The sequence below is a fragment of the Agrobacterium sp. 22-3639C2 genome (assembly GCF_053522105.1).
Genome location: NZ_JBNWDB010000002.1, coordinates 197,466 through 220,787, shown reverse-complemented (window position 1 = coordinate 220,787; position 23,322 = coordinate 197,466). Strand labels below are relative to the sequence as shown.

The window sequence follows — 23,322 nt, the reverse complement described above, 5'->3', positions numbered from 1 at the left end:
TTTTCGCTGCATTTTGATTTTAAAACAATATCTGTTCTGGCACGGGCCTTGCTTTCAGTCTTGTATGCAAGATTTACATACCAAGCAGGACCGTCAGATAAACATCGAAGAAGCCATCGTTTCCGGCATTCTTTCGGCGCGCATCCGGCCGGGCACGCGGCTCAGCGAAAATCAGCTGGCTGGACTCTTCTCCGTTTCACGTACGCGGGTACGGGAGGCGATGATGCGGCTGGAAACACGTGGCATCGTCCATGTCAGCGCGCGGCGAGGGTGGTTCGTCGTCGAGCCCTCCGCCGAGGAGGCGATGACCATCTATGAGGCGCGGCGGATTATCGAATCCGGATTGCTTCGCAGCATGCGGATGCTGTCGGAGGAGGGGCGCAAGGTCCTCGTCGCGCATCTTGAGGAAGAGAAAGTCGCAATAGCCGCAGGTGACCGCCAGCGCCTTACCTGCCTCATGGGCGATTTTCATATCCGCATCGCCGAGCTTTGCGGCAATGCCGTGCTCATCGAGCTGCTACGCGATCTGACCGCCCGGACAATTCTGATCTCCATGCTCTACCAGTCGGAGTTTCATGCCCTCCAGTCCCATGAGGGGCATTGCCGTATCTTCGACGCGATGGCTGCGGGCGATTTCGTGAGGGCGGCGGAGCTTTCCATCGAGCATCTGGACGAGGTGGAAACCGGCCTCGACCTCACTCGACGCCCCGATCCTCTCGCCGGCCTTCGCCGGTCGCTCGCCCTACCGGAAATGAATGGCGGCGATCCGGATAAAATTCACATGCAACACAATCAACACAAGGAGAATGACATATGATCTTCAGACGGACCCTCATCGCTGCCGCCGCCATGGCTGCCGCCTTTGGTTTTTCCGCGCCCGCCAAGGCGGATGCCCTTGCCGACATCACCGCACGCGGCACGCTGCGTGTGGCCGTACCGCAGGATTTCCCGCCCTTCGGCAGCGTTGCTGCTGATATGACCCCGCAGGGTTATGACATCGACATGGCCAAGATGATCGCCGACAAGCTGGGCGTGAAGGTGGAACTCGTCCCGGTCACCAGTGCCAACCGTGTTCCCTATCTCCAGACCAACAAGGTCGATCTCGTTATCTCCAGCCTCGGCAAGAATCCAGATCGTGAAAAAGTTATTGATTTCTCTGATGCTTACGCGCCTTTCTTCAACGGCGTTTTCGGCCCGGCCGACGTCGCGATCTCCAAGGCCGAAGATCTTAAGGGCAAGACCATCGCCGTCACGCGCGGTGCCGTCGAGGACCTGGAACTGACGAAGGTCGCGCCTTCGGACGCCACCATCAAGCGTTACGAGGACAATAACGGCACCATCTCGGCCTTCCTTTCGGGCCAGGTGGAAGTTGTCGCGACCGGCAACGTGGTTGCAGCCGCCATCCTCGCCAAGAACCCGCCGAAGCGTCCGGAATTGAAGTTCCTCATCAAGAACTCTCCCTGCTACATCGGCCTCAACAAGAACGAGCCGGCCTTACTGGAAAAGGTCAACGCCACCGTAGCTGCAGCCAAGGCCGACGGCTCGCTGAATGCGATCGCCACCAAGTGGCTTGGCCAGGATCTGCCGAAAGATCTTTGATCATCGTTTGCCATGGTCATCCCGGATCCGCCGGGATGACGCCTTTCTCCACCGGCGCAAGGGGACTGTTTCTTGAGCTATCAATTTGATTTCCTGTGGCTTGGCGAATATTGGCCACAAATTGCCAAAGGCATCGCCATTACCAGCCAACTCACGCTGGTCGGCGGCGTGGTCGGCGTTTCACTTGGCATCGCCTGCGCCTGGGCCCGGGCGCTCGGACCTTCATGGTTGAAGCCCATCGTCGGCACCTATGTGGAGCTCATCCGCAATACGCCTTTTCTGATCCAGTTGTTTTTCATCTTCTTTGGCCTGCCTTCACTTGGTTTCAAGCTTACAGAGCTGACCGCGGCCAATCTGGCGATGATCGTCAATCTGGGCGCCTATAGTTGCGAGATCATCCGCGCCGGTATTCAGGCGACGCCGAAGGGCCAGTTCGAGGCGGGCGCGAGCCTTGCCATGACGCGCTTCGAAACGTTTCGCCATGTGGTGCTCACACCTTCGCTGCAACGCATCTGGCCGGCGCTTTCCTCGCAAGTGGTGATCGTCATGCTCGGCTCGGCCGTCGTCTCGCAGATTGCGGTGGAAGACCTGACCTTTGCGGCGAACTTCATCCAGTCGCGCACGTTCCGCGCCTTCGAAGCCTACATCCTGTCAACTGTCATCTACCTGCTGCTCGCCATCTTGTTGCGGCAGGGCATGCTGGCGCTCGGCAGCTTTCTTTTCCCGAGGAGGGCGGCACGATGACTGAATTCACCTTTTGGGACATTCTGCGCAACCTGCTGCTCTCCACCCGCTGGACGCTGTTGCTATCGCTCGTTTCCTTCATCGGCGGCGGTATGGTGGGCATCGTGCTTCTGTGGTTGCGCATCAGCCCGCGCCGGGCTTTGAACCGCGCTGCCCGCATCTATATCGAAGTCTTTCAGGGCACCCCGCTGCTAATGCAGCTTTTCATCGCTTTTTTCGGCCTCGGTCTCCTCGGGGTTGATGTTCCGGCCTGGCTTGCGGCTGGCGTGGCGCTTATCCTCTGGACCGCTGCCTTCCTTGCGGAAATCTGGCGTGGCTGCGTTGAGGCGATTGCGAAGGGCCAGTGGGAGGCGTCCGCCAGCCTTGCCATGGGCCGCCTGCAACAGATGCGTTACGTCATCCTGCCGCAGGCGCTCAAGATCGCCATTCCGCCAACGGTCGGTTTTTCCGTGCAGGTCGTCAAGGGCACAGCACTCACCTCCATCATCGGTTTCGTTGAACTGTCCAAGGCCGGCACGATCGTCACCAATGCCACCTTCCAGCCCTTCACCGTCTATGGGCTGGTTGCTCTCATCTATTTCGCCCTCTGCTGGCCGCTGTCGAAATCCAGCCAGTTCCTAGAAAGGAAGCTCAATGTCGCTCATCGAAATCACTGAAGTCCACAAGAGCTTTGGCGACAATGAGGTGCTGAAGGGCATAAATCTGGATGTCGAACCCGGCGAGGTGATCGCCATCATCGGCAAAAGCGGCTCTGGAAAATCGACGCTGCTTCGCTGCATCAACGGACTGGAGACGATCAGCGCCGGCTCGATCCAGGTGGCAGGTGCGCAGTTGCTGGACGATGAGCTGCATCTGAAGGCATTGCGGCTGAAGGTCGGCATGATCTTCCAGCAATTCAACCTCTTTCCGCATCTGACGGCCGGCGGCAATGTCATGCTTTCGCAGATGGTGGTTAAAAAGGTCACCAAGCCGGAGGCCGAGGTGACGGCGCGCAGGATGCTGGAGCGTGTCGGGCTGGCGCACAAGTTCGATGCCTATCCGGATGAACTGTCCGGCGGCCAGCAGCAGCGCGTGGCGATTGCCCGCGCCCTTGCCATGCAGCCTATCGCCCTTCTCTGTGACGAGATTACCTCGGCGCTCGACCCCGAACTCGTGTCTGAGGTGCTAGCCGTCGTGCGCGAACTGGCAAAGGAAGGCATGACCCTGTTGATGGTGACGCATGAAATGAAGTTTGCCCGCGACGTCTGCTCGCGCGTCGTCTTCATGCATCAGGGCCGCGTGCACGAGATCGGCCCACCGGAAGATGTTTTTGCCAATCCCCAGACGCCGGAACTCAAGCAGTTCCTTGGCATGATCTAAGCACAGTACCGACGCACGCGACCGGAGCGGTGCGTGCGTCGGCAGTAGCCTTTGTGTTGTGTTTGCCGGGAAAATGTCCGCCATTCCAGTGGTGTCAGCCAGTTCGTTTCGATGGCACTCTTTTCCCGATTTCATGTTTCGCTGTCGGTCGCTCAGATCGCATACAATTTCCGCACCAAATCGAAAACAATCGATGTAAATTTGAGCAGGCCGGTGACGGGACCGGTGGGCACATCGAAATTCCCTTTTTATATCAATGGCAAAGCCGATTGGCACGGCTCCTGCATGACAAAGACGTCGCAGGAGAGTGTTCATGAGCAAAGCCGCAGCAATCGACATCGCTTCCGTTTCCAAGATTTATGGCAACACCACCGCGGTGCATGCCATAAGCCTCAAGATACCGGCAGGAAGTTACTGCTGCCTGCTTGGTCCTTCGGGCTGCGGCAAGACCTCGACACTGCGAATGATCGCCGGCCACGAAAGCATTTCAAGCGGCGATGTCAGGCTTGGTAATGTGGTCGTCACCGATCTGCCGCCCGCCAAACGCGGCACGGCAATGATGTTCCAGTCCTATGCGCTGTTTCCTCATCTCGATCTCGTCGACAACGTTGCCTTCAGCCTCAAGATGAAGGGGGTGGACAAGGAAGCGCGCCGCGCCAAGGCGCTGGAGATGCTGCGGCTGATGCAGCTCGAACCCTATGCCACCCGGCGCCCGGCCCAGCTTTCCGGCGGGCAGCAGCAGCGCGTGGCGTTGGCTCGCGCGCTTATCACCGACCCCGAGGCGTTGCTGCTGGATGAGCCGCTTTCGGCACTCGATCCTTTCCTCAAGATCCGTATGCGGGCCGAGCTGAAGAAGCTGCAAACCTCGCTCGGCATCACCTTTGTTCACGTCACACACAGTCAGGAAGAGGCAATGGCGCTGGCCGACGTCATCGTCGTCATGAATGACGGCCGCATCGAGCAGGCAGCGACACCGCGCGAGTTGTTTGAGCGCCCGGCCACCGCTTTCGTCGCCCGCTTCATGGGCGATCACAATGTCATTTCCGGCCGGTTCAAGGAAAAGAACGGCGATCTCGTCACGCTGGAGGTTGCAGGCGGCGGCACCTTCACGGCGGGCGGCGTTGCCCCGGATGACGGCGCGGTCGATATCGCCGTTCGTACCGACCGTGTGCGCGTCGGCGAGGCGGATCAACCCGGTTTCGGTTTTACCGGCATCGTCTCGAATGTCGAATATCGCGGTGCAAGCGTGAAGATCGCCGTGACCGGCGCGGGCATTGAGGATTTCAACGCCATCCTCAGCGACGTCGCCTTCTTCGAAAAGCCGGTAAAGACCGGCGACGCCATACCGCTTTCATGGAATGCGGCCGATGCCATCGTGCTCGGCCGGGTAGAGAAGTGACCCCAAAAATAACCAGAGGAGAACTTTGAAATGACCGACAACTCCAACAGCAACAAGGGCCTGTCCCGCCGCGGCCTTCTAAAGGCAGGTGCCGCGGCAACAGGCGCGGCCATCGGCTCCGGCCTTGTCACCGGTTTCCCGACCATATGGGCGCAGAACCCGATCACGATCCGCCAGTTCGGCACGGGTGTTTCGAACCTCAATGCGATTGCCGAAAAGTGCAAGGCTGATCTCGGTATCACGCTGGAGATGACGGCGACGGATTCGGATGCGGCCGCGCAGCGCGCCGTGACCCAGCCGAACTCCTACGATATCGCCGACATCGAATACTGGATCCTGAAGAAGGTCTACCCGGCGGGTGTCATTCAGCCGATGGAAATCAAGAAGCTGAAATATTACGACAAGATCGTTCCGCTGTTCAAAAACGGCAAGCTGACGCCCGATAGCGTCGTGGCCCAGGGTACCGCCCCGCACACGGTCGGTTTCGTCGAAAAGCCCGGCGACAAGAAGTTTGCGAAAAGCGAAACCGATTATTTCACCATGGTTCCGACCATCTACAATGCCGATACGCTCGGCATTCGCCCCGATCTCGTCGGCCGCGATATCACCAGCTGGGCCGATATCATGGACCCCAAGTTCAAGGGCAAGGCCTCTATCCTCAACATCCCCTCCATCGGCATCATGGATGCGGCGATGATCATGGAAGCCATGGGCAACATCAAATATGCCGACAAGGGCAACATGACGAAGGAGGAGATCGACAAGACCATCGACTTCCTCATCAAGGCCAAGAAGGACGGCCAGTTCCGTGCCTTCTGGAAGAGCTTCGATGAAAGCGTCAACCTCATGGCGTCGGGTGAAGTCGTGATCCAGTCCATGTGGTCGCCCGCCGTCGCCGCCGTTCGCTCCAAGGGCATCGCCTGCAAATACCAGCCGCTCAAGGAAGGTTATCGCTCGTGGGGCGGCGGCCTTGGCCTTGCCAAGCACCTCTCCGGTGCCAAGCTGGATGCGGCTTACGAGTATATCAACTGGTACACGTCCGGCTGGGTCGGCGCCTACCTCAATCGTCAGGGCTATTACTCCGCCGCCATGGATACGGCCAAGGAACATATGTCGGCCGACGAGTGGGGTTACTGGGTCGAAGGCAAGCCCGCGCAGGGCGATATCATCGCGCCTGATGGCAAGGTCATGGAAAAGGCCGGTGCAGTGCGCGACGGCGGTTCGTTCCAGGAGCGCATGGGCAAGGTCGCCTGCTGGAACTCCGTCATGGACGAGGACCGCTACATGGTTCGTCGCTGGAACGAGTTCATCGCGGCCTGATCTTCTCACCTTTCGCAGACATGAGGCCGCGCCGACGCGGCCTCTCTTTCACAGGCAGCCAGCAGGAGAAAAGCCTTGGTGACAGTCAGATTCATCGGCGTGAGCGAAAAAAAGGACAAGCCGTCCCGCAGCTTCGCCCTGCCGCAGAAGCTTGTGTCCTATATTCAGGCCACACCGCTTTTCCTGATCCTCGGCTTTTTCCTGCTTTTACCGATCGTCATGATCGCCGTCGTCAGTTTCTGGGATTATGATTTTGCCCAGATGTATCCGGGTTTCGTGACCTTCAACTATACCGAGACGCTTGGTTCCTGGGTCACGTGGCAAACATATATCAACACGCTGAAATTCGCCGCCATCGTCTGGGCGATCACGCTGTTCTGCGGTTTCTGGGTCGCTTATTTCCTCGCTTTTCATATCCGCACCACCACCATGCAGATGGTTCTGTTCCTCGTCTGCACCGTGCCTTTCCTGACGTCGAACATCATCCGCATGATTTCCTGGATTCCCGTTCTCGGGCGCAACGGTCTGGTCAACAGCGCGCTGGTCAGCGCCGGCATCGTACCTGCGCCAATCGAATGGCTGCTCTATTCGGATTTTGCCGTGGTGCTGGCCATGGTGCATCTTTATACGCTTTTCATGGTCACACCCATCTTCAACACGCTGATGCGCATCGACAAATCGCTGATCGAAGCGGCGCGCGATGCCGGGGCCACTGGCTGGCAGACCCTCTGGAACGTTATCATTCCGCTTGCCAAACCTGGCATGGCGATCGGCAGCATCTTTGTCGTGACGCTTGTCATGGCCGATTTCTCCACGGTTCAGGTGATGTCCGGCGGGCAGAGCGCGTCGGTGGCACTGATGATGAAGAACCAGATGTCGCTGCTGCAATATCCCGCGGCGGCCGCAAATGCCGTCATCCTGCTCATCCTCGTTCTTCTGATGGTCGCGGGCATCCTGCGCATCGTCGATATCCGCAAGGAGCTGTGACCCATGCATTCGGAAAAACGCGGCCGTGAATTCTATGTCCTCGCCTTCTTTTTTCTGCTCTTCGTGCTGTTCCTCTACGGCCCGCTGTCGGCAATCCTCATCCTGGCCTTTCAGGGGCCGAATGGCGGACTGACCTTTCCACTCAACGGTGTTTCGCTGCACTGGTTCGGCAATCTTTTCGAACAGCAGGCGGTCGGCGATTTTGGCGGCTCGTTCCGCCGTTCCTTCGGGCTTGGCGTCATGGTCATGGTCGTCACGGTGCTCGTCTCGCTTTTGGCGGGTCTCGCTTTCCGGCGCAAATTCATCGGCGCGACGCCGCTATTCTATCTTTCCGTCGCAAGCCTCGTGGTGCCATCGATCATCATATCACTCGGTATCGGCGTTCTTTTCCAACAACTTGGGCTGGAACCTTCATGGTATACATCAGCATTTGGCGCGCATCTGACCTGGACGCTGCCATTCGGCGTGCTCATCATGTTGGCGGTTTTCAACCGTTTTTCTCCATCCTATGAAGAAGCCGCCCGCGATCTCGGGGCATCCGCCTGGCAGACGTTTGCCCATGTGGTGCTGCCGATGATTGCACCGAGCCTGATAGGCGTCGGCCTGTTCGGCTTTACGCTTTCCTATGACGAATTTGCCCGTACGCTGATGACGTCAGGCACCTACAACACCCTGCCGCTGGAAATCTACGGCATGACCACCAACGTCACGACGCCAGTGCTTTACGCGCTCGGAGCCGTCACTACCCTTTTCTCCTTCCTGGTTATTGCGGCCACGCTTGGCCTGATCGTTACTCTGAACCGTCGCCATTCGCGTTGATGAAAAAACAGAACATGCGCATCCTCGTCATTAATCCGAATACGACGCAATCCATGACAGCGACGATCGCCGACGCGGCGACGCGGGCGGCCAGTTGCGATACGGAAATCCTGGCAGTGACCTCTTCCATGGGGCCTGTCTCCATCGAAGGATATTACGATGAGGTTTTCGCGGTACCCGGCCTGCTGCTCGAGCTTGCCAAGGCGCCGACGCTTGGTGCCAGGGCAGCCGTCATCGCCTGTTTCGACGACACCGGGCTCGATGCGGCCCGCGCGCTCGCCGACATACCCGTAATTGGGATTTGCGAAGCGGCGGTTTCAGCCACGGCATTCATCGCGCAGAGGTTTACGATCGTTACGACGATGGAGCGTTCGCGGCTGCCGCTCGAACATCTCGTTCACCGTTATGGCATGTCTGCCCGCTGCAATGTGCGTGCCGCCGATATTCCCGTCCTGTCGCTGGAAGATCCGGCATCAAATGCCAGGGAGAGGCTGCGGGAGGAGATTTCACTGGCCCTGCGTCAAGATCGCGCCGAAGCGATTGTGCTTGGCTGCGCCGGTATGGCGGATCTGACCGCCGAGTTGCGCAGCGAATTCGGCGTGCCTGTTATCGATGGCGTCGCTGCGGCGGTGAAACAGGCAGAATCGCTGGTATCGATGGGGCTTTCGACCGCCAAGCGCGGCGCCTACGCCACGCCACTCGCCAAGCCCTATCGCGGATTGCTTGAAGCGTTCGGGCCGGACAGGCTTGCCGGGGTATCTGTGGACGGTTGAAACAGCCGTTCCAATGTGTTCGGGCGGTGACGCGGTCTGCCGTAAAATGCACGCGAATATTTCCCAGAAATCGGCGACGGATTTTGCGCGGGTCTGCGTTAAAGTGGCAAGGTGCGGGACATCCTCACTGAAGCCGCCGTCATTCCGCATGGATTTCGCCCGTGTCCGACAGGACAGTACGGAGACAAAGCCCGATACATGGTAAGCGATCCGGATGCAGATTTGGTGGCGGATGTCGCTGCGGGAGATGTCCGCGCGATGCAGGCTCTGGTGACGGCCAAACTGCCGAGGATCATGGCGCTTGCCACGCGTATGCTGGGTGATCCGGCAGAGGCGGAAGACATCGCGCAGGAGACCTTCCTGCGGATATGGAAACATGCAGGCACGTGGCGGCAGGGGCGTGCGAAATTCGACACATGGATCCACCGGGTGGCGCTGAACCTCTGTTACGACCGGTTGCGAAAGCGCCGGGAAATATCGGTTGCTGAGCCGCCCGAACAGATTGACGGCAGTGTGCTGCCCGATGCCGCCCTGCCATATGATGGTGACGAGAGCGGTGCCGTGGCGCGCGCCTTGCAGGCCATACCCGCGCGACAAAGGGAGGCGATCGTTCTGGTCTATTATCAGGAGATGTCGAACCGCGAGGCGGCTGATGTCATGCATGTCAGTGTGGACGCACTGGAAAGCCTTCTGGCGCGTGGCCGCCGGGCACTCCATGCGATTTTGAATGAGGGCGACCAATGAACGGGGCGAAGAAGACGCTCATGGATAACAAGGTTTTTTCCGATCTTGTGGCTGCCTATGGTGCCGATCCACAACGCTGGCCGGAAGACCGGCGGCTGGAGGCCATGGCTTATGCGGAGACGGCAGACGGCAGGCGCCTGATTGCGCAGGCGGCACCTCTCGATTTTATACTGTCGGCATATCGTCTTCGCGACCCTTCGGCCATGCTCAACGCGAAGATCATGGCGCAGGCAAAGGCGCAGACCACCAGACGCAGATGGATCGTCCGGTACGGGCTGGGTGCGGGCATGATCGGCATCAGCCTTGCGGGCGCGCTGACGGGAGCGGTTGCCGTCATCAACCTCACGCCACCGCCCGCCCTGACATTGGGCGATACGTTGACCGCGTTCGGAAACCTGCAAACCGAAAACGAAATGACCGAGGAGACGAAATGAGCGATCAGAATTTCCGCTGGATAGTCGTTGTCCTTCTCGTCGCGAATACGTTTCTTGTCTGCGCGCTTGCCGGCGCAGGGTTCGTTTATCTGCGGAACGACCCGGCCGCTGCCGCTGCCCGCATGCCGCTTGCGGGCGAACAATTGCCAAAGACCGAAAGGGAGGCCTTCCGGCGCAGCCTTAGCGATGCACGCAGGACCATGCGGGAAACCTCCGCCGAGGCGCGCCAGGCGCGTATCGAGGCGGCGTCCCTGATGGGGGCAGAAACGCTTGACCCGGAGGCATTGTCCGCAGCGCTTGAGCGTGCCCGCAAGGCGGAATATGAGGTCCGCGCCGCAACCGAGATGCAGGCCGTGGAGTTCGCCCGCACATTGTCGCTAGAGGCGCGGCGCCGGCTGGCGGAAGGCTTGCTCGCCCGTGAGGCGCCGAAACCGGCCACGAAATAATCACATTTCAACAGCGACGGATTTTGGCCCTGGCGCCCGTTGAAAGGTCGATAACGAAACGGAGTTCGTATCGGCCATGTCAAATTCCAGGGAATTGGATGCAGCACTCTGTCTGTGGCGTTTCGGTCTCGGCGCGCGTGAAGGCGATATCCAGGCGATCAAAGACGACCCACGCGATCTGTTGCGGCTGGAAATTACCGAACGCGCCACACCAATTCCTGTCGGCGCACAGCTTCATTCCAGCGCCGATCTTCTGATATCGCTGATGGCGTATAACAAGGAGATCAAGGCCGAGCGTGAAAAACCTGCTGTCCTTGCCGTCGCGGCCACCACCGGCGCCGCGGGTGCGACCGCAGGGGCCATGAGCCCACCATCGCCGGCAATGGCAATTGCCGCAAACGCTATGGACAATGCGGGCATGGTGCCGCCTGCCAGTGCTTCACAGGACAAGAAGCCGGACGTGCCGGCCACCAAGCGCCCCTATTTTCCCCAGCAGATACTGCTTGCGGAGGCGGACGCCCGCTTCAACGGCACGATACGCCAGCCGCTGATCGGTCTTGGCGAGCGGTTGGCAATGTTCTGGGCCAATCACTTCGCGGTTGCCACCGGCAAGGGCGGTGATGTGCACATTCTCGCCGGCGCTTTCGAGCGTGAGGCGATCCGTCCGCATGTCTTCGGCAATTTCGAGGATATGCTGGTCGCAGTCGAGACCCATCCCGCCATGCTGTATTTTCTCGACAATCAGCAATCGATCGGACCGAATTCGCAGGCCAACAGGAACGGCAAGCGCGGGCTCAACGAAAACCTCGCGCGCGAAATCATGGAACTGCATACGCTCGGGGTGGATGGCGGCTATAGTCAGGCCGATGTTACAGCACTTGCCCGCATCATCACCGGCTGGAGCGTCTATCGCGACGAGAAGCGTCCGGGTCCGCTTGGCCGATTTTCCTTCAACGCCAACAACCATGAACCCGGCGACCATGCCGTGATGGGCATCACCTATGGTGAAGCGGGGGTAGAGCAGGGGCGGCGGGCGCTGCGAGATCTCGCGCATCATCCGGCGACGGCCAGCCATCTCGCTTACAAGCTCGTACGTCACTTCATCAGCGACCAGCCACCGCCGGAGCTGGTGGCGAAACTTGCCGCCGCCTACACCAAGAGCCACGGCGATCTTTCTGCCACCTATATGGCGCTGATCGAGGCTGAACAGTCTTGGAGCCCGGCGCTGACCAAGCTCAGACCCCCGTTAGATTTCGTGACGACCGTCATCAGGGCGAGTGGAATAGTGCCAAAACCCGAGCAGGTAATTTCCGTGCTCAACGCGTTGGGACAGCCGCTGTGGAACCCCTCCGGACCGAACGGTTTTGCCGATGTCACCGATAGCTGGGGTTCTTCCGAGGGCCTGGCGACGCGTATCGATGCCGCCAGTCTGTTCGCCCATCAGGTTGCGGGTTCAATCGATCCGCGCGACTTCGTCGCAGACCGGCTGGGGCCGCTTTTGTCCGAGGAGACGAAAAAGGCCGTGCAGCGGGCTGAGAGCAAACCGCAGGGACTGACGATTGCTTTCCTTTCCCCCGAATTCCAGAGGCGTTGACCATGCTGTGTGAACATCTTTCCCCCACCCGCCGCGCTCTTCTTGGCACAGGCGGCGCGCTTTTTGCCTGGGCCTTCATGCCGCGTTTTGCTTTTGCTGCCGGCGGGCGCGACCCACGTTTCGTCACCATCATCCTGCGCGGCGCGCTCGACGGGCTGACCGCCGTGCCGCCCGTCGGCGACCCCGACTATGAGGCGCTAAGGCAACAGATCGCCATGCGCACTGAAGGCGACAATCCAGCCCTAGCGCTGGATGGTTTCTTTGCGCTCCATCCATCCCTTCGCAATTTCCAGCGGCTGTACCGGAAGGGCGAGGCAGCGGTGGTCCATGCCAGCGCTACCGGTTATCGTGACCGTTCGCATTTTGATGGCCAGGATGTGCTGGAATCGGGTTTTCCGACCCCCGGCCATGTCGAGACGGGTTGGCTGAACCGTCTGCTCGAACAGTTGCCGGCGGGTGAAACCATCAATCCAGCTGCGGCCGGGCAGCGGGTGAGCGGCCTTGCCATTGGCGCCAGCGCTCCGCTTGTCATTCGCGGCAAGGCACCGATATTGGGATGGGCGCCATCCGTTCTCAAACCCGCCGATGGCGATCTCGCTCCGCGCCTTGCCGATCTCTACGGCCAGACGGACCCGATGCTGGCGGCATTGCTTGCCGAGGGCATCGAAACCGGCAGGATCGCCTCCGGCGTCGATATCAAGGCGCGCGGTGGTCCGGGTGATCCCGTTGGCATGGAGCAGATGGCGCGCGGTGCAGCACGGCTGATTGCGCACCCGGAAGGGCCGCGCGTTGCGGCGCTGGCCTTCGAGGGTTGGGACACCCATGCCCATGAGGTCGAGCGTCTTTCAAAATTGTTGAGCGGGCTGGACAATGCGCTTGCCGCCTTCGAGCAGGAGCTGGGGCCGGTCTGGAAGGATACGGCTATATTGGTCGCCACGGAATTTGGCCGCACCGCCCGTATCAACGGTACGGAAGGAACTGACCACGGAACGGCAACAACGGCCTTTCTCGCCGGCGGCAGCATCCGTGGCGGGCGTGTCATCGCCGATTGGCCCGGCCTCAAGCTCGCGCAGTTGCGGGATGGGCGGGACCTTGCCCCCACGACGGATATTCGCGCGATCATCAAGGGCCTCGCGGTCGATCATCTCGGCGCAAGCGCTGCCATGCTCGACAAGGCGGTCTTTCCCGGTTCGGAGGCCATCCGGCCCATGAAGGGACTGATCGTCTGAGGCTCGAAATGACGTAAAAACGAAGATATGGAGCGCGTCGAACGATCCCGTTCATCGAGGATGCGCTTCCGCCTCTTCATATCCCTGTCATAATAGTGTCTGATATCGATATCGTTTTTGATACGGACATTGTGTAGACGAACAGCCGTTGCACGCTCAGGGAGCTTTTTCGTGAAGTCGTCAACGCAAACCATCCGCACTGAAGCGGCCACCCCTCGAAGCGGCACGCCCGGCGAAGTTTTTACGGCGTTCCTGAAGCTCGGGGTCACCTCCTTCGGCGGTCCCATCGCCCATCTCGGTTATTTTCGCGATGAGCTGGTCTTGCGGCGTAAATGGATCGATGAGGCGGGTTATGCCGATCTCGTGGCGCTCTGCCAGTTCTTACCGGGGCCGGCCTCCAGCCAGGTCGGTTTTGCCCTTGGGTTGCTGCGGGCAGGGCCGCTCGGTGCGCTGGCGGCCTGGACGGCCTTCACCCTGCCATCCGCTATCCTCCTGCTTCTCTTCGCCATGGTCGCCGCGTCGATAGAAGGGCCGGTCGGTACCGGCCTGTTGCATGGCCTCAAGATCGTTGCGGTCGCCGTGGTGGCGCAGGCCGTCTGGGGCATGGCAAAGAGCCTTGCCCCAGATAGACAGCGTGCCAGCATCGCGCTCGTCGGCATCATCTGCGTCGTGTTTGTCGCGGGGGCTTTTGGCCAGATTCTGGCGCTTGCCTTGGGTGCCATTGCGGGGCTTTGCTTCTGCCGCAGCGAGGCCGCGCGTCAGGCATCCCATCTCGCATTCCGGGTGCCGAAAAGTGTCGGATACATTGCGCTTGCCACTTTCGCGCTCCTGCTGGCCTTCCTGCCGGTCTTCGCGGCGATGGCCGGCTCGCAAGGCCTCTCATTGTTCGATGCGTTCTATCGTGCCGGCGCCCTTGTCTTTGGTGGCGGCCATGTGGTGCTGCCGTTGCTCCAATCGGCAGTGGTTTCCACGGGCTGGGTGACGGAAGATGCGTTTATCGCCGGTTACGGTGCAACCCAGGCCGTTCCCGGCCCGCTGTTCACCTTCGCGGCCTACCTCGGCGCTGTGGTGGGGCCGCAGCCGAACGGTATTGCGGGAGCAGCCATTGCGCTTGTCGCGATCTTTCTGCCGGGCATGCTACTGCTCGTCGGTGCGCTGCCCTTCTGGGAGGGGTTTCGCAAGCACCTTCTGGCGCAGGCTGCCATGCGCGGCGCAAATGCCGCCGTCGTTGGCATTCTCGGGGCCGCGCTTTATGATCCGGTGTGGACAAGCGCCATATTCATGCCGAAGGATTTTGCACTTGCGCTGACGGGTTTCATCCTGTTGACGGTGTGGAAGACGCCGCCATGGATCGTGGTGGTCATCTGCGCGATTGGTGGCGTTCTGCTCGCCCTGTCATAGACCGTCTTGCGCAGGACCGATATTGGTAAACATCCAGTCCGAGAAGGCCTGCATGGCTGGTGTCGGCGGCTTTGATTGCAGCCTCGTCAGCCAGTAGCTGCCAAGCGATATGGTGACGGGGAAGGGCTGCACGATAGTCCCGGATGCAAGATGCCGCGAGAACATCGATGGCGGGGCGAGCGCCACGCCGAGCCCTTGCAATGCGGCCTCCATCATGCCGAGCGAGGTATCGAAAACGATGCCGGCATTCACCTGCGCAACCGGCGTCACGCCAGCCGCGGCAAACCACGTGGCCCATTCGTCAGACCTGTAGCTGCGCAACAGCGTGGCGTCCGCGAGATCAGCGGGGGATTTCAGTGTCTCCGCCAGTTTCGGCGTACAGAGAGGCGAAAGGGGCGCCTCGAAAAGCCGGAATGCATCCGTGCCATGCCAAGAGCCCTGGCCGAATCGAATGGCGAAATCCAGGCCTTCGGCGGCCATGTCCACGCGGTTGTTGTTGGTGGAAACGCGCACGTCGATGAACGGGTGCCGCTTTTGAAATTCCCTCAGCCGCGGCAGCAGCCAGCCCACGGCAAAGGTTCCCACGACGCCCAGAAACAGCAGTTCGCGCACCTGACCGGCTTCGATCCTGTCGAGCGTGATCGCCATCTGGTCGAAAGAGCTGGTGACCGTCGGTAGCAGGGCTTCGCCTTCCGCGGTGATTTTCAGGCCTCTTGGAAGCCGTTGAAAAAGGGAAACCCCCAGTCGTTTTTCGAGGCCCTTCACCTGTTGGCTCACAGCCGCCTGCGTCACGCAGAGTTCTATGGCCGCGCGGGTGAAACTGAGGTGCCGCGCTGATGCCTCAAATGCCCTCAAGCCGTTCAGTGGAAGAAATTGCCGAACCATTCAAGACCTAGATTTTGTTATGCCTCGTCCGAGATATCATGATTTGTTCGTGCAATGTAGGGCGGTTAAACGTCTTTCGCTGGGGACGGCGCAGGCGCCGAAAATCCACTTGAGGTTTTGGAGAACGCGAAAGATGAAACTTAATCGCAGACATATTGCATTGGCCACATTGATCTCGACGAGCCTGTTCACGCAGGCTTTTGCCGCTGATGATGCCAGGCTGAAAGCGATAACGGATGCAGCGATCAAGCCGGTGATGGAGAAGAACGGTATTCCGGGTCTGGCCGTTGGCATCAGTGTCGATGGCGAAAACCACGTCTTCACCTACGGTGTCATGTCCAAAACTACGGGCCAGCCGGTTACCCCGCAGACGCTTTTCGAGCTGGGTTCCATCAGCAAGACATTCACGGTCACGCTCAGTACCTATGCGGAGACGCAGGGCAAACTGTCACTATCTGGCAAGGTCGAAGACTATCTTCCCTCCATGAAGGGCAAACCGTTTGGCGATGTCACGCTGATGCATCTTGGCACCCACACCGCCGGCGGCTTTCCGTTGCAGGTGCCGGACAATGTCAAGACGGAGCCGCAGCTTTTGGCCTATCTCAAGGCCTGGAAGCCTGCATACAAGGCGGGAACGCACAGAACCTACGCCAATCCCAGCATCGGAATGCTCGGATACGTCACCGCAAAGGCCATGGGCCAAAGCTATGACAGCGCTATGCAGGACGTACTGTTTCCGGCGCTTGGATTGAAGAGCACCTTCACCATGGTGCCCAAGGCAAAGATGGCCGATTATGCGCAGGGTTATAAGAGAACCGGCGAACCGGCCCGCATGACGCCAGCCATTCTCTCATCGGAGGCTTACGGGGTCAGATCGACGGCGACCGACATGATCCGTTTCGTCAATGCGAATATGGGGCTGGAAAAGCTGGACGGAAAACTCCAGCAGGCGATCGCCAACACTCATGCGGGATATTTCAGCGTTGGCGCGATGACGCAGGATATGATCTGGGAGCAATATGCCTACCCAGCCGCGCTGAAAACACTGATCGAAACGAACTCCGGCGCCTTGCTCAAGACGGTGCCGGTATCGGAAATTTCGCCGCCGATGAAGCCACGTGGCGATGTCTTCATCAACAAGACCGGCTCCACCAACGGTTTCGGAGCCTATGTGGCGTTCATACCGGAGCAGAAACTCGGTATCGTCATTCTGGCCAATAAAAACTATCCCAATGAGGATCGTGTTGCCGTGGCTTACGAGATTTTGAACGGACTCAAAAGCTCCGAATGATGTCAATGCTGGCGTAAACGCGTACAGGACAAGGGTGGCATTTCGGTCGTAATTCATTTGCTCGCCTGCATTGTCATCCTTGCCTTGAAAACATGCATTCCCGACCCTGAAAATCGGCGTATGCCCATATTTTGAGCGCTTGTAATCAAGGCTCAAAAATGGGCTTGACGTCTGCCGAAATTTCTCACCAAATGAACCAATGTTCGATTGGTTCACACAAGTGGTGCGGCTTGGCGACAAACCCTAACGACAATTCAAACTACGCGCTGGCGAAGCTTCGCGAGTATATTCAGACGAAGAATCTCTCGAATGACGGCCGTCTGCCGACGGAGCGGGCATTTGCCGAGACCTTCAATGTCGGCCGCCGGTCAATCCGCCGTGCTCTGGAGGTTCTGGAGGCCGAGGGTCTTATCTGGCGTCGCCAGGGGGCCGGAACCTTTGTGGGTGAAAAGCCGGACGATTGGTCCACCCAGGTTACCGAAATGGTCGCCAGCACCGATATCATGGAAATCATGGAAGTCCGCCTGCGCATCGAACCGCAACTGGCGCAGCTTGCAGCCATGCGCGCCAAGCCCGCCGAGGTAGAGCGCATGCGCGCGCTCGTCAAGAAGACCGGCGAAAGCACGGATGCCGATGCCAAGGAATTGTGGGACGGCTCGCTCCACCGCCAGATAGCCCAGAGTGCTGGCAACAAACTGTTCCTGTCGATCTTCGATGTCGTGAACCGTATTCGCCAGGACGATGCCTGGCAGTCGATACGCGAACTCGCCCGGCGCAGTGGCACGAATGGCAAGGCGTCTTTCGAACAGCATGTCGCCATCGTCGATGCCATTGCCAATCGCGATCCGGCGCGTGCCGGAGAGGCGATGCGCCAGCACCTTCTCATGCATCAGGAACGATTGATCCGCGCCACTTCGCTCGGGTTTCAGGAGGAGAGCGCTGCGGAAGACCGTGCGGCGAAGAGCATCAACGAAGCCGACAATCCGCTTACCCCGGCCTCTTAGGCCGCGGACGTAAACCCGCCGGTCCTTCGGGGCCGGCCAATGATAAAAGTCAAAGAAAACCAGACCAGAGGATCGAACATGAAGAAAATCTACACACTGACTGCGGCGCTGTTGGCAAGCGCGTTTCTGACCGCACCAGCCATGTCTTCCGAATTGCGCATCGGCCTCAACGATGACGCGGACGTGCTTGATCCCGCGCAATCGCGCACCTTCGTCGGCCGTATCGTCTACACCTCCATGTGCGACAAGCTGGTGGATATCTCGCAGGACATGAAGATCGTTCCCCAGCTTGCCACCGAATGGGCCTGGTCCGAGGGTGGCAAGGTGCTGACGATGAAAATTCGCGACGGCGTGAAGTTCCACGACGGCGAGACGCTGGATGCGGCCGCCGTCGTCGCCACCATCGAGCGCAACATGACCCTTCCGGAATCCCGCCGTAAGAGCGAGTTGTCCTCGGTTGAAAAGGTTGAGGCCACCGGGCCGCTGGAAGTCAAGTTCACGCTGAAGACGCCCGATGTCACGCTGCTTGCCCAGCTTTCAGATCGCGCGGGCATGATCGTCGCGCCGAAGGCCGCCAAGGAGCTGGGCGCGAATTTCGGCTCCAAGCCGGTTTGCGCCGGACCGTTCAAATTCGTCGAGCGCATCCAGCAGGACCGTATCGTCCTCGAAAAATTCGCGGATTATTGGGACAAGGACAAGATCAAGGTCGACAAGATCGTCTACCTGCCAATTCCCGATACCACTGTGAAGCTTGCAAACCTCCGCTCTGGCGATCTCGACATTGCCGAACGTATCTCGGCGTCCGATGCGGAATCCGTCAAGAATGACCCCAAATTGACCTATGCGGATGTGATCGGTCCGGGCTACATGGCCATGTATGTCAACATCAACAACGGCGCGCGCGCTGACAATCCGCTCGGCAAGGACAAGCGCCTGCGTCAGGCCTTCTCTTATGCGATTGACCGCGAAGCGATCGGCCAGATCGTGTTTGAGGGTACGTCCAAGGCCGGCAATCAGTCATTCCCGCCGACAAGCCCATGGTTCAACCAGAACCTGCCGGTGCCGCCCCGCGACATCGACAAAGCCAAGCAGCTGATGAAGGAGGCTGGCTACGAGAAGCTCGATATCGAACTTCAGCACGCCAACAACACCACGCAGACGCAGATGATGCAGGTGATCCAGTCCATGGTGGCGGAGGCTGGCTTCAACGTGACGCTGAAGGCCACCGAATTTGCGACGCTTCTTTCCGAACAGACCGCCGGCAACTATCAGCTCAGCCGTTCTGACTGGTCTGGTCGTATCGATCCCGATGGCAATCTTCACCAGTTCGTCACCTGCAAGGGCGGCATCAACGATGTGAAATATTGTAATCCTGAAGTCGACAAGCTGCTGAACGAAGCACGCGCCTCGACTGAAGATGCGGTCCGCAAGGAGAAATACGATGCGGCAAGCGTCATCCTAAACGACGACATGCCGATCATCTATCTCGGCCACCAGCCCTATGCCTATGCCATTTCCAAGAAGGTCAAGGGCTGGGAGCCTTCGCCTGATGGCATGATCCGCCTTCTCGGCGTCAGCAAGGACTAAGCGCTTCAAATCCGCCGCACGGCTTGCCGTGCGGCCCTCCAGAACGTGCACGAACGGGGGCAATGCCATGCCTGTCTATATCGGCAAGCGACTGCTGGTCGCGATCCCGACGCTTTTGATCATCTCCATCTTCGTCTTCTCGCTGCAGAAACTGTTGCCGGGTGATCCTGTTCTCGCCATGGCGGGTGAGGAGCGTGATCCGGCGACGATTGAATTCCTGCGGGAGAAGTATCGCCTGAACGACCCGGTGCCGCTCCAGTACATCAACTGGCTGGGCGGCGTGGTGACCGGCGATTTCGGTATTTCGCTGAGGACCAACCAGCCAGTGCTGGAACTGATCGGCCAGAAGCTGCCGGTCACCATCCAGCTGGCTGTGATGGCGATGTTCTTTGCGATGGTCATCGGTATCCCGATCGGCATTCTGGCCGCCGTCAAGAAAAACACATGGATCGACTACACCGCCAATATCGTGGCGCTTTCCGGCCTGTCGATCCCGAATTTCTGGCTCGGTATCATGCTGATCCTGCTGGTTTCAGTGAAGCTCGGCTGGCTGCCGGCATCCGGATATGAATCGATATTCGTCGACCCCGTTCGCTCCATCGAGACGATGATCATGCCCGCCTTCGTGCTCGGCAATGCGCTTGCGGCAACGTTGATGCGCCACACGCGTTCGGCAATGGTCGCGGTTTTGAGTTCAGACTATATCCGCACCGCCCGCGCCAAGGGGCTTTCGCCGCGCGAGATCATCCTGTCGCACAGTTTTCGCAACGCGCTTCTGCCCGTCATCACGCTGTTGGCACTGCTTTTCGGTGAGTTGCTGGCCGGTGCGGTTCTGACGGAGCAGATATTTACCATTCCCGGCTTCGGCAAGATGACCGTCGATGCGGTCTTCACCCGCGATTACGCCGTCGTCCAGGGCATCGTGCTCTGCACCGCGGTCGGCTTCATCCTCATGAACCTGCTGGCGGACATTGCCTATGTCCTGCTTAACCCTCGCCTCAGGGCGACGATCTGAGGCCTGATATCATGACCGCTCTCGATCAAAACATGTCCGTACCGGTGCCGCGGCAGGAAAGCCGCGCCTGGAAGAAAATGAAGCGCAACAAATCGGCGCTCGCCGGTCTGATTATCGTGCTTTTCTTCACGGTACTTGCCGTCGCAGCACCGATCCTGCCGATTGCTGACCCTATTGCGACCAGCTGGTCGGCCATCCGCAAGGCGCCGTCCGCCGCCCACTGGCTCGGCACCGACGATCTTGGCCGTGATATCCTTTCGCGCATGATTTATGGCGCGCGCGCTTCGCTGATGGCGGGTGTTGTCTCCGTCATGATTGCGGTGGTCATCGGCGTGCCCTTCGGGTTGATCGCCGGTTATTTCGGTGGCTGGGTGGATATGGTCATATCGCGCATCACCGAAGCGCTGCTGGCTATGCCGTTCCTCATCATGGCTATTGCCCTTGCGGCCTTCCTCGGCCCGAGCCTTACCAACGCGATGATCGCCATCGGGCTTTCCGCCATGCCGATTTTCGTTCGGTTGACCCGTGGTCAGGTGCTGGCGGTCAAGATGGAAGATTATGTCGAGGGGGCAAGGTCGATTGGCCTCAACCACTTCGACATCATGACACGATACATCCTGCCAAATGTCTTTGCTCCCATCATCGTGCAGGCGACCTTGACGGTTGCGACGGCCATCATTGCGGAAGCGAGCCTGTCCTTCCTCGGCCTTGGCCAGCAGGCACCGGCGCCGTCGTGGGGTTCCATGCTGAACACCGCGAAGAACTTTCTGAGCCAGGCACCGTGGATGACGATGTGGCCCGGCATTGCAATTTTCCTCGTCGTCATAGGCTTCAATCTCCTGGGCGATGGCCTGCGTGATGCGCTCGATCCGCGCGAAGCATGATTTCTCATAAGGAACTGACTGAATGACCGAATTTACCACACGCCCCGAGATCCTTGGCACATTCGGCGTCGTCACCTCGACGCACTGGATCGCATCGGCCGTGGGCATGGCAATCCTCGAAAAGGGAGGTAACGCCTTCGACGCAGCGGTTGCCACCGGCTTCGTGCTGCAGATCGTCGAACCGCATCTCTGTGGTCCCGGCGGCGACATGCCTGCCGTCTTTTATTCAAAGAAGAAGGACAAGGTCGAAGTCATCTGCGCGCAGGGGCCTGCTCCGAGTGGCGCCACCATCGAGCACTATACCTCGGAGGGGCTCAAGCTGATCCCCGGCGATGGTCTGCTTGCAACCGTCATTCCCGGAGCCTTCGATGGCTGGATGCTGATGCTGCGCGACTACGGCACGATGAGCGTGCGCGAGGTGCTGGAACCAGCCATCTATTATGCGGAATACGGACATCCGACTCTGCCGCGCGTTTCCGCCACCATCAAGGGGCTGGCGGAATTCTTCGAGAAGGAATGGCCGACATCCTACGAGACCTGGCTGCCGGGTGGTGCCGCACCCGAGCCGCACGCCCTTTTCAGGAATCCTGTACTTGCGGAAACCTACAAGCGGATCGTCACTGAATCCGAAGCGCGTTCGGGTCGCGAAAACCAGATTGAAGCCGCACGCGACGCTTTCTATCGGGGTTTCGTTGCGGAAGCCATCGACACTTACGTCAAGACCGCTGAAGTCATGGATGCAAGCGGCACCAAGCACAAGGGCGTGCTGACGGCGCAGGATATGGCGGACTGGAGCGCGACCATCGAAGCGCCGCAGACGCTTGATTATCATGACTGGACGATTGCAAAGACGCCTGCCTGGGGGCAGGGACCGGTTCTGTTGCAGTCGCTCGCCCTTTTGAAAGGCTTCGATCTTGCGGCCATGGACCCGTCCGGCCCCGATTTCATCCACACCATCGTTGAGGCCATGAAGCTCGCCTTTGCCGACCGTGAGGTCTATTACGGCGATCCTGATTTCGGCCAGATTCCGACGGAATATCTTCTCTCTGAAAGCTACAATGCCGGGCGTCGTAAACTGATCGGCAGCGAGGCATCGCTCGATCTGCGTCCCGGCATCGTGCCGGGTTACGAGAAGCAGGTGGACGCCACCATGGCCATGCTCGCCGAAATGAGCGGCAAGGGCACCGTCTACGAGCCCACCATGTCGCATCTTACCGAAAAACGCGGCGATACCGTGCATATCGATGTCATAGACCGCTGGGGCAACATGGTCTCAACCACGCCGTCCGGCGGCTGGCTGCAATCATCGCCAATCGTTCCGGGATTGGGCTTTGCGCTTAATTCCCGCGCCCAGATGTTCTGGTTGAAGGAAGGCCTGCCGACCTCGCTTGCACCGGGAAAACGCCCGCGCACCACGTTGACACCCTCGCTTGCGCTGCATCAGGGACGCCCTTCCATGGTGTTCGGTACTCCGGGCGGCGATCAGCAGGATCAGTGGCAGCTGCCCTTCTTCCTGCGTTATGCGCATCACGGCAAGAACCTGCAGGCGGCCATAGACATGCCGCTGTTCCATACCTCGCATTTTCCGGGCTCGTTTTATCCGCGCACCAGTTCGCCGGGCGAGATCATGGTGGAAAGCACCGTGGGTGATATCACGCTGCAGGAGCTTCGCCGCCGCGGACACAAGGTCACCGTTGCCGATGCGTGGTCGGTGGGCCGCCTGACTGCCGCAAAGCGGGATGCCGATGGCCTGCTGCGGGCCGCCGCAACCCCGCGACTGATGCAGGCCTATGCTGTGGGACGATGAC

Annotated in this window: 23 protein-coding genes; 22 read left to right on the top strand and 1 reads right to left on the bottom strand. The window is 59.5% G+C overall.

Annotated elements, in window-relative coordinates:
• Positions 1-64 precede the first annotated feature (64 nt).
• The 16 genes from ACQZ6D_RS08755 to chrA all read left to right on the top strand — a co-directional run bounded on the left by ACQZ6D_RS08755 (position 65) and on the right by chrA (position 14,848).
• Positions 65-817, top strand: a complete 753-nt coding sequence (locus ACQZ6D_RS08755; RefSeq protein ID WP_003517798.1) for a GntR family transcriptional regulator — start codon at positions 65-67, stop codon at positions 815-817.
• Positions 814-1,599: a transporter substrate-binding domain-containing protein gene (locus tag ACQZ6D_RS08750; RefSeq protein WP_019566433.1), complete on the top strand. Its 786-nt coding sequence runs from the start codon at positions 814-816 to the stop codon at positions 1,597-1,599. The genes ACQZ6D_RS08755 and ACQZ6D_RS08750 overlap by 4 nt, the downstream gene beginning before the upstream one ends.
• Positions 1,600-1,671: 72 nt before the next feature.
• Positions 1,672-2,343 carry an amino acid ABC transporter permease gene (locus tag ACQZ6D_RS08745; RefSeq protein ID WP_003517793.1) on the top strand — a complete coding sequence of 224 codons (672 nt, stop codon included), beginning with the start codon at positions 1,672-1,674 and terminating at the stop codon, positions 2,341-2,343.
• On the top strand, positions 2,340-2,999 hold the full coding sequence (locus ACQZ6D_RS08740; protein ID WP_019566432.1) for an amino acid ABC transporter permease: 660 nt from the start codon (positions 2,340-2,342) through the stop codon (positions 2,997-2,999). Before ACQZ6D_RS08745 ends, ACQZ6D_RS08740 begins: the two co-directional genes overlap by 4 nt.
• Positions 2,977-3,702 (top strand): amino acid ABC transporter ATP-binding protein, encoded by a 726-nt coding sequence (locus ACQZ6D_RS08735; RefSeq protein ID WP_019566431.1) that lies wholly within the window; start codon positions 2,977-2,979, stop codon positions 3,700-3,702. The genes ACQZ6D_RS08740 and ACQZ6D_RS08735 overlap by 23 nt, the downstream gene beginning before the upstream one ends.
• A 313-nt stretch (positions 3,703-4,015) precedes the next feature.
• Positions 4,016-5,101, top strand: a complete 1,086-nt coding sequence (locus ACQZ6D_RS08730) for an ABC transporter ATP-binding protein (RefSeq protein WP_019566430.1) — start codon at positions 4,016-4,018, stop codon at positions 5,099-5,101.
• Positions 5,102-5,131: 30 nt separating this feature from the next.
• Complete coding sequence (locus tag ACQZ6D_RS08725) at positions 5,132-6,421, top strand: ABC transporter substrate-binding protein (protein ID WP_003517786.1); 1,290 nt, start codon at positions 5,132-5,134, stop codon at positions 6,419-6,421.
• A 75-nt stretch (positions 6,422-6,496) separates the two neighbouring features.
• On the top strand, positions 6,497-7,408 hold the full coding sequence (locus ACQZ6D_RS08720; RefSeq protein WP_019566429.1) for an ABC transporter permease: 912 nt from the start codon (positions 6,497-6,499) through the stop codon (positions 7,406-7,408).
• A gap of 3 nt (positions 7,409-7,411) precedes the next feature.
• Positions 7,412-8,227 carry an ABC transporter permease gene (locus ACQZ6D_RS08715; protein ID WP_003517782.1) on the top strand — a complete coding sequence of 272 codons (816 nt, stop codon included), beginning with the start codon at positions 7,412-7,414 and terminating at the stop codon, positions 8,225-8,227.
• Positions 8,228-8,241: 14 nt separating this feature from the next.
• The gene (locus ACQZ6D_RS08710) at positions 8,242-9,000 is read left to right on the top strand and encodes an aspartate/glutamate racemase family protein (protein WP_038493729.1); all 759 of its coding nucleotides are present in this window, start codon (positions 8,242-8,244) and stop codon (positions 8,998-9,000) included.
• A 198-nt stretch (positions 9,001-9,198) separates the two neighbouring features.
• Positions 9,199-9,744 carry an RNA polymerase sigma factor gene (locus tag ACQZ6D_RS08705; protein WP_019566427.1) on the top strand — a complete coding sequence of 182 codons (546 nt, stop codon included), beginning with the start codon at positions 9,199-9,201 and terminating at the stop codon, positions 9,742-9,744.
• 20 nt (positions 9,745-9,764) lie between these two features.
• Entirely contained in the window at positions 9,765-10,178 is a 414-nt protein-coding gene (locus ACQZ6D_RS08700) for a hypothetical protein (protein ID WP_448730279.1), read from the top strand.
• Positions 10,175-10,624 (top strand): periplasmic heavy metal sensor, encoded by a 450-nt coding sequence (locus tag ACQZ6D_RS08695; RefSeq protein WP_003517770.1) that lies wholly within the window; start codon positions 10,175-10,177, stop codon positions 10,622-10,624. The genes ACQZ6D_RS08700 and ACQZ6D_RS08695 overlap by 4 nt, the downstream gene beginning before the upstream one ends.
• A gap of 76 nt (positions 10,625-10,700) precedes the next feature.
• The gene (locus ACQZ6D_RS08690) at positions 10,701-12,218 is read left to right on the top strand and encodes a DUF1800 domain-containing protein (protein WP_448730280.1); all 1,518 of its coding nucleotides are present in this window, start codon (positions 10,701-10,703) and stop codon (positions 12,216-12,218) included.
• A gap of 2 nt (positions 12,219-12,220) precedes the next feature.
• On the top strand, positions 12,221-13,447 hold the full coding sequence (locus ACQZ6D_RS08685) for a DUF1501 domain-containing protein (protein ID WP_019566424.1): 1,227 nt from the start codon (positions 12,221-12,223) through the stop codon (positions 13,445-13,447).
• A 171-nt stretch (positions 13,448-13,618) separates the two neighbouring features.
• Positions 13,619-14,848: a chromate efflux transporter gene (chrA, locus tag ACQZ6D_RS08680; protein WP_019566423.1), complete on the top strand. Its 1,230-nt coding sequence runs from the start codon at positions 13,619-13,621 to the stop codon at positions 14,846-14,848.
• On the opposite strand, the gene ACQZ6D_RS08675 is transcribed toward chrA, so the two are convergent.
• On the bottom strand, positions 14,843-15,733 hold the full coding sequence (locus ACQZ6D_RS08675) for a LysR substrate-binding domain-containing protein (RefSeq protein ID WP_019566422.1): 891 nt from the start codon (positions 15,731-15,733) through the stop codon (positions 14,843-14,845). The genes chrA and ACQZ6D_RS08675 overlap by 6 nt on opposite strands.
• Positions 15,734-15,866: 133 nt before the next feature.
• Here ACQZ6D_RS08675 and ampC point away from each other — a divergent pair, with 133 nt between their 5' ends.
• The 6 genes from ampC to ACQZ6D_RS08645 all read left to right on the top strand — a co-directional run bounded on the left by ampC (position 15,867) and on the right by ACQZ6D_RS08645 (position 23,321).
• A complete protein-coding gene (gene ampC, locus ACQZ6D_RS08670; protein ID WP_112154427.1) occupies positions 15,867-17,024 on the top strand; it encodes a class C beta-lactamase in 1,158 nt (385 codons plus the stop codon).
• Between the two features lie 191 nt (positions 17,025-17,215).
• Positions 17,216-18,028: a FadR/GntR family transcriptional regulator gene (locus ACQZ6D_RS08665; protein WP_019566420.1), complete on the top strand. Its 813-nt coding sequence runs from the start codon at positions 17,216-17,218 to the stop codon at positions 18,026-18,028.
• Positions 18,029-18,106: 78 nt separating this feature from the next.
• Positions 18,107-19,615 carry an ABC transporter substrate-binding protein gene (locus ACQZ6D_RS08660; RefSeq protein WP_019566419.1) on the top strand — a complete coding sequence of 503 codons (1,509 nt, stop codon included), beginning with the start codon at positions 18,107-18,109 and terminating at the stop codon, positions 19,613-19,615.
• A 67-nt stretch (positions 19,616-19,682) separates the two neighbouring features.
• Positions 19,683-20,630 carry an ABC transporter permease gene (locus ACQZ6D_RS08655; protein ID WP_003499573.1) on the top strand — a complete coding sequence of 316 codons (948 nt, stop codon included), beginning with the start codon at positions 19,683-19,685 and terminating at the stop codon, positions 20,628-20,630.
• Positions 20,631-20,641: 11 nt separating this feature from the next.
• Positions 20,642-21,514: an ABC transporter permease gene (locus ACQZ6D_RS08650; protein WP_019566418.1), complete on the top strand. Its 873-nt coding sequence runs from the start codon at positions 20,642-20,644 to the stop codon at positions 21,512-21,514.
• A 22-nt stretch (positions 21,515-21,536) separates the two neighbouring features.
• The gene (locus ACQZ6D_RS08645) at positions 21,537-23,321 is read left to right on the top strand and encodes a gamma-glutamyltransferase family protein (protein WP_019566417.1); all 1,785 of its coding nucleotides are present in this window, start codon (positions 21,537-21,539) and stop codon (positions 23,319-23,321) included.
• Position 23,322: the final 1 nt, after the last annotated feature.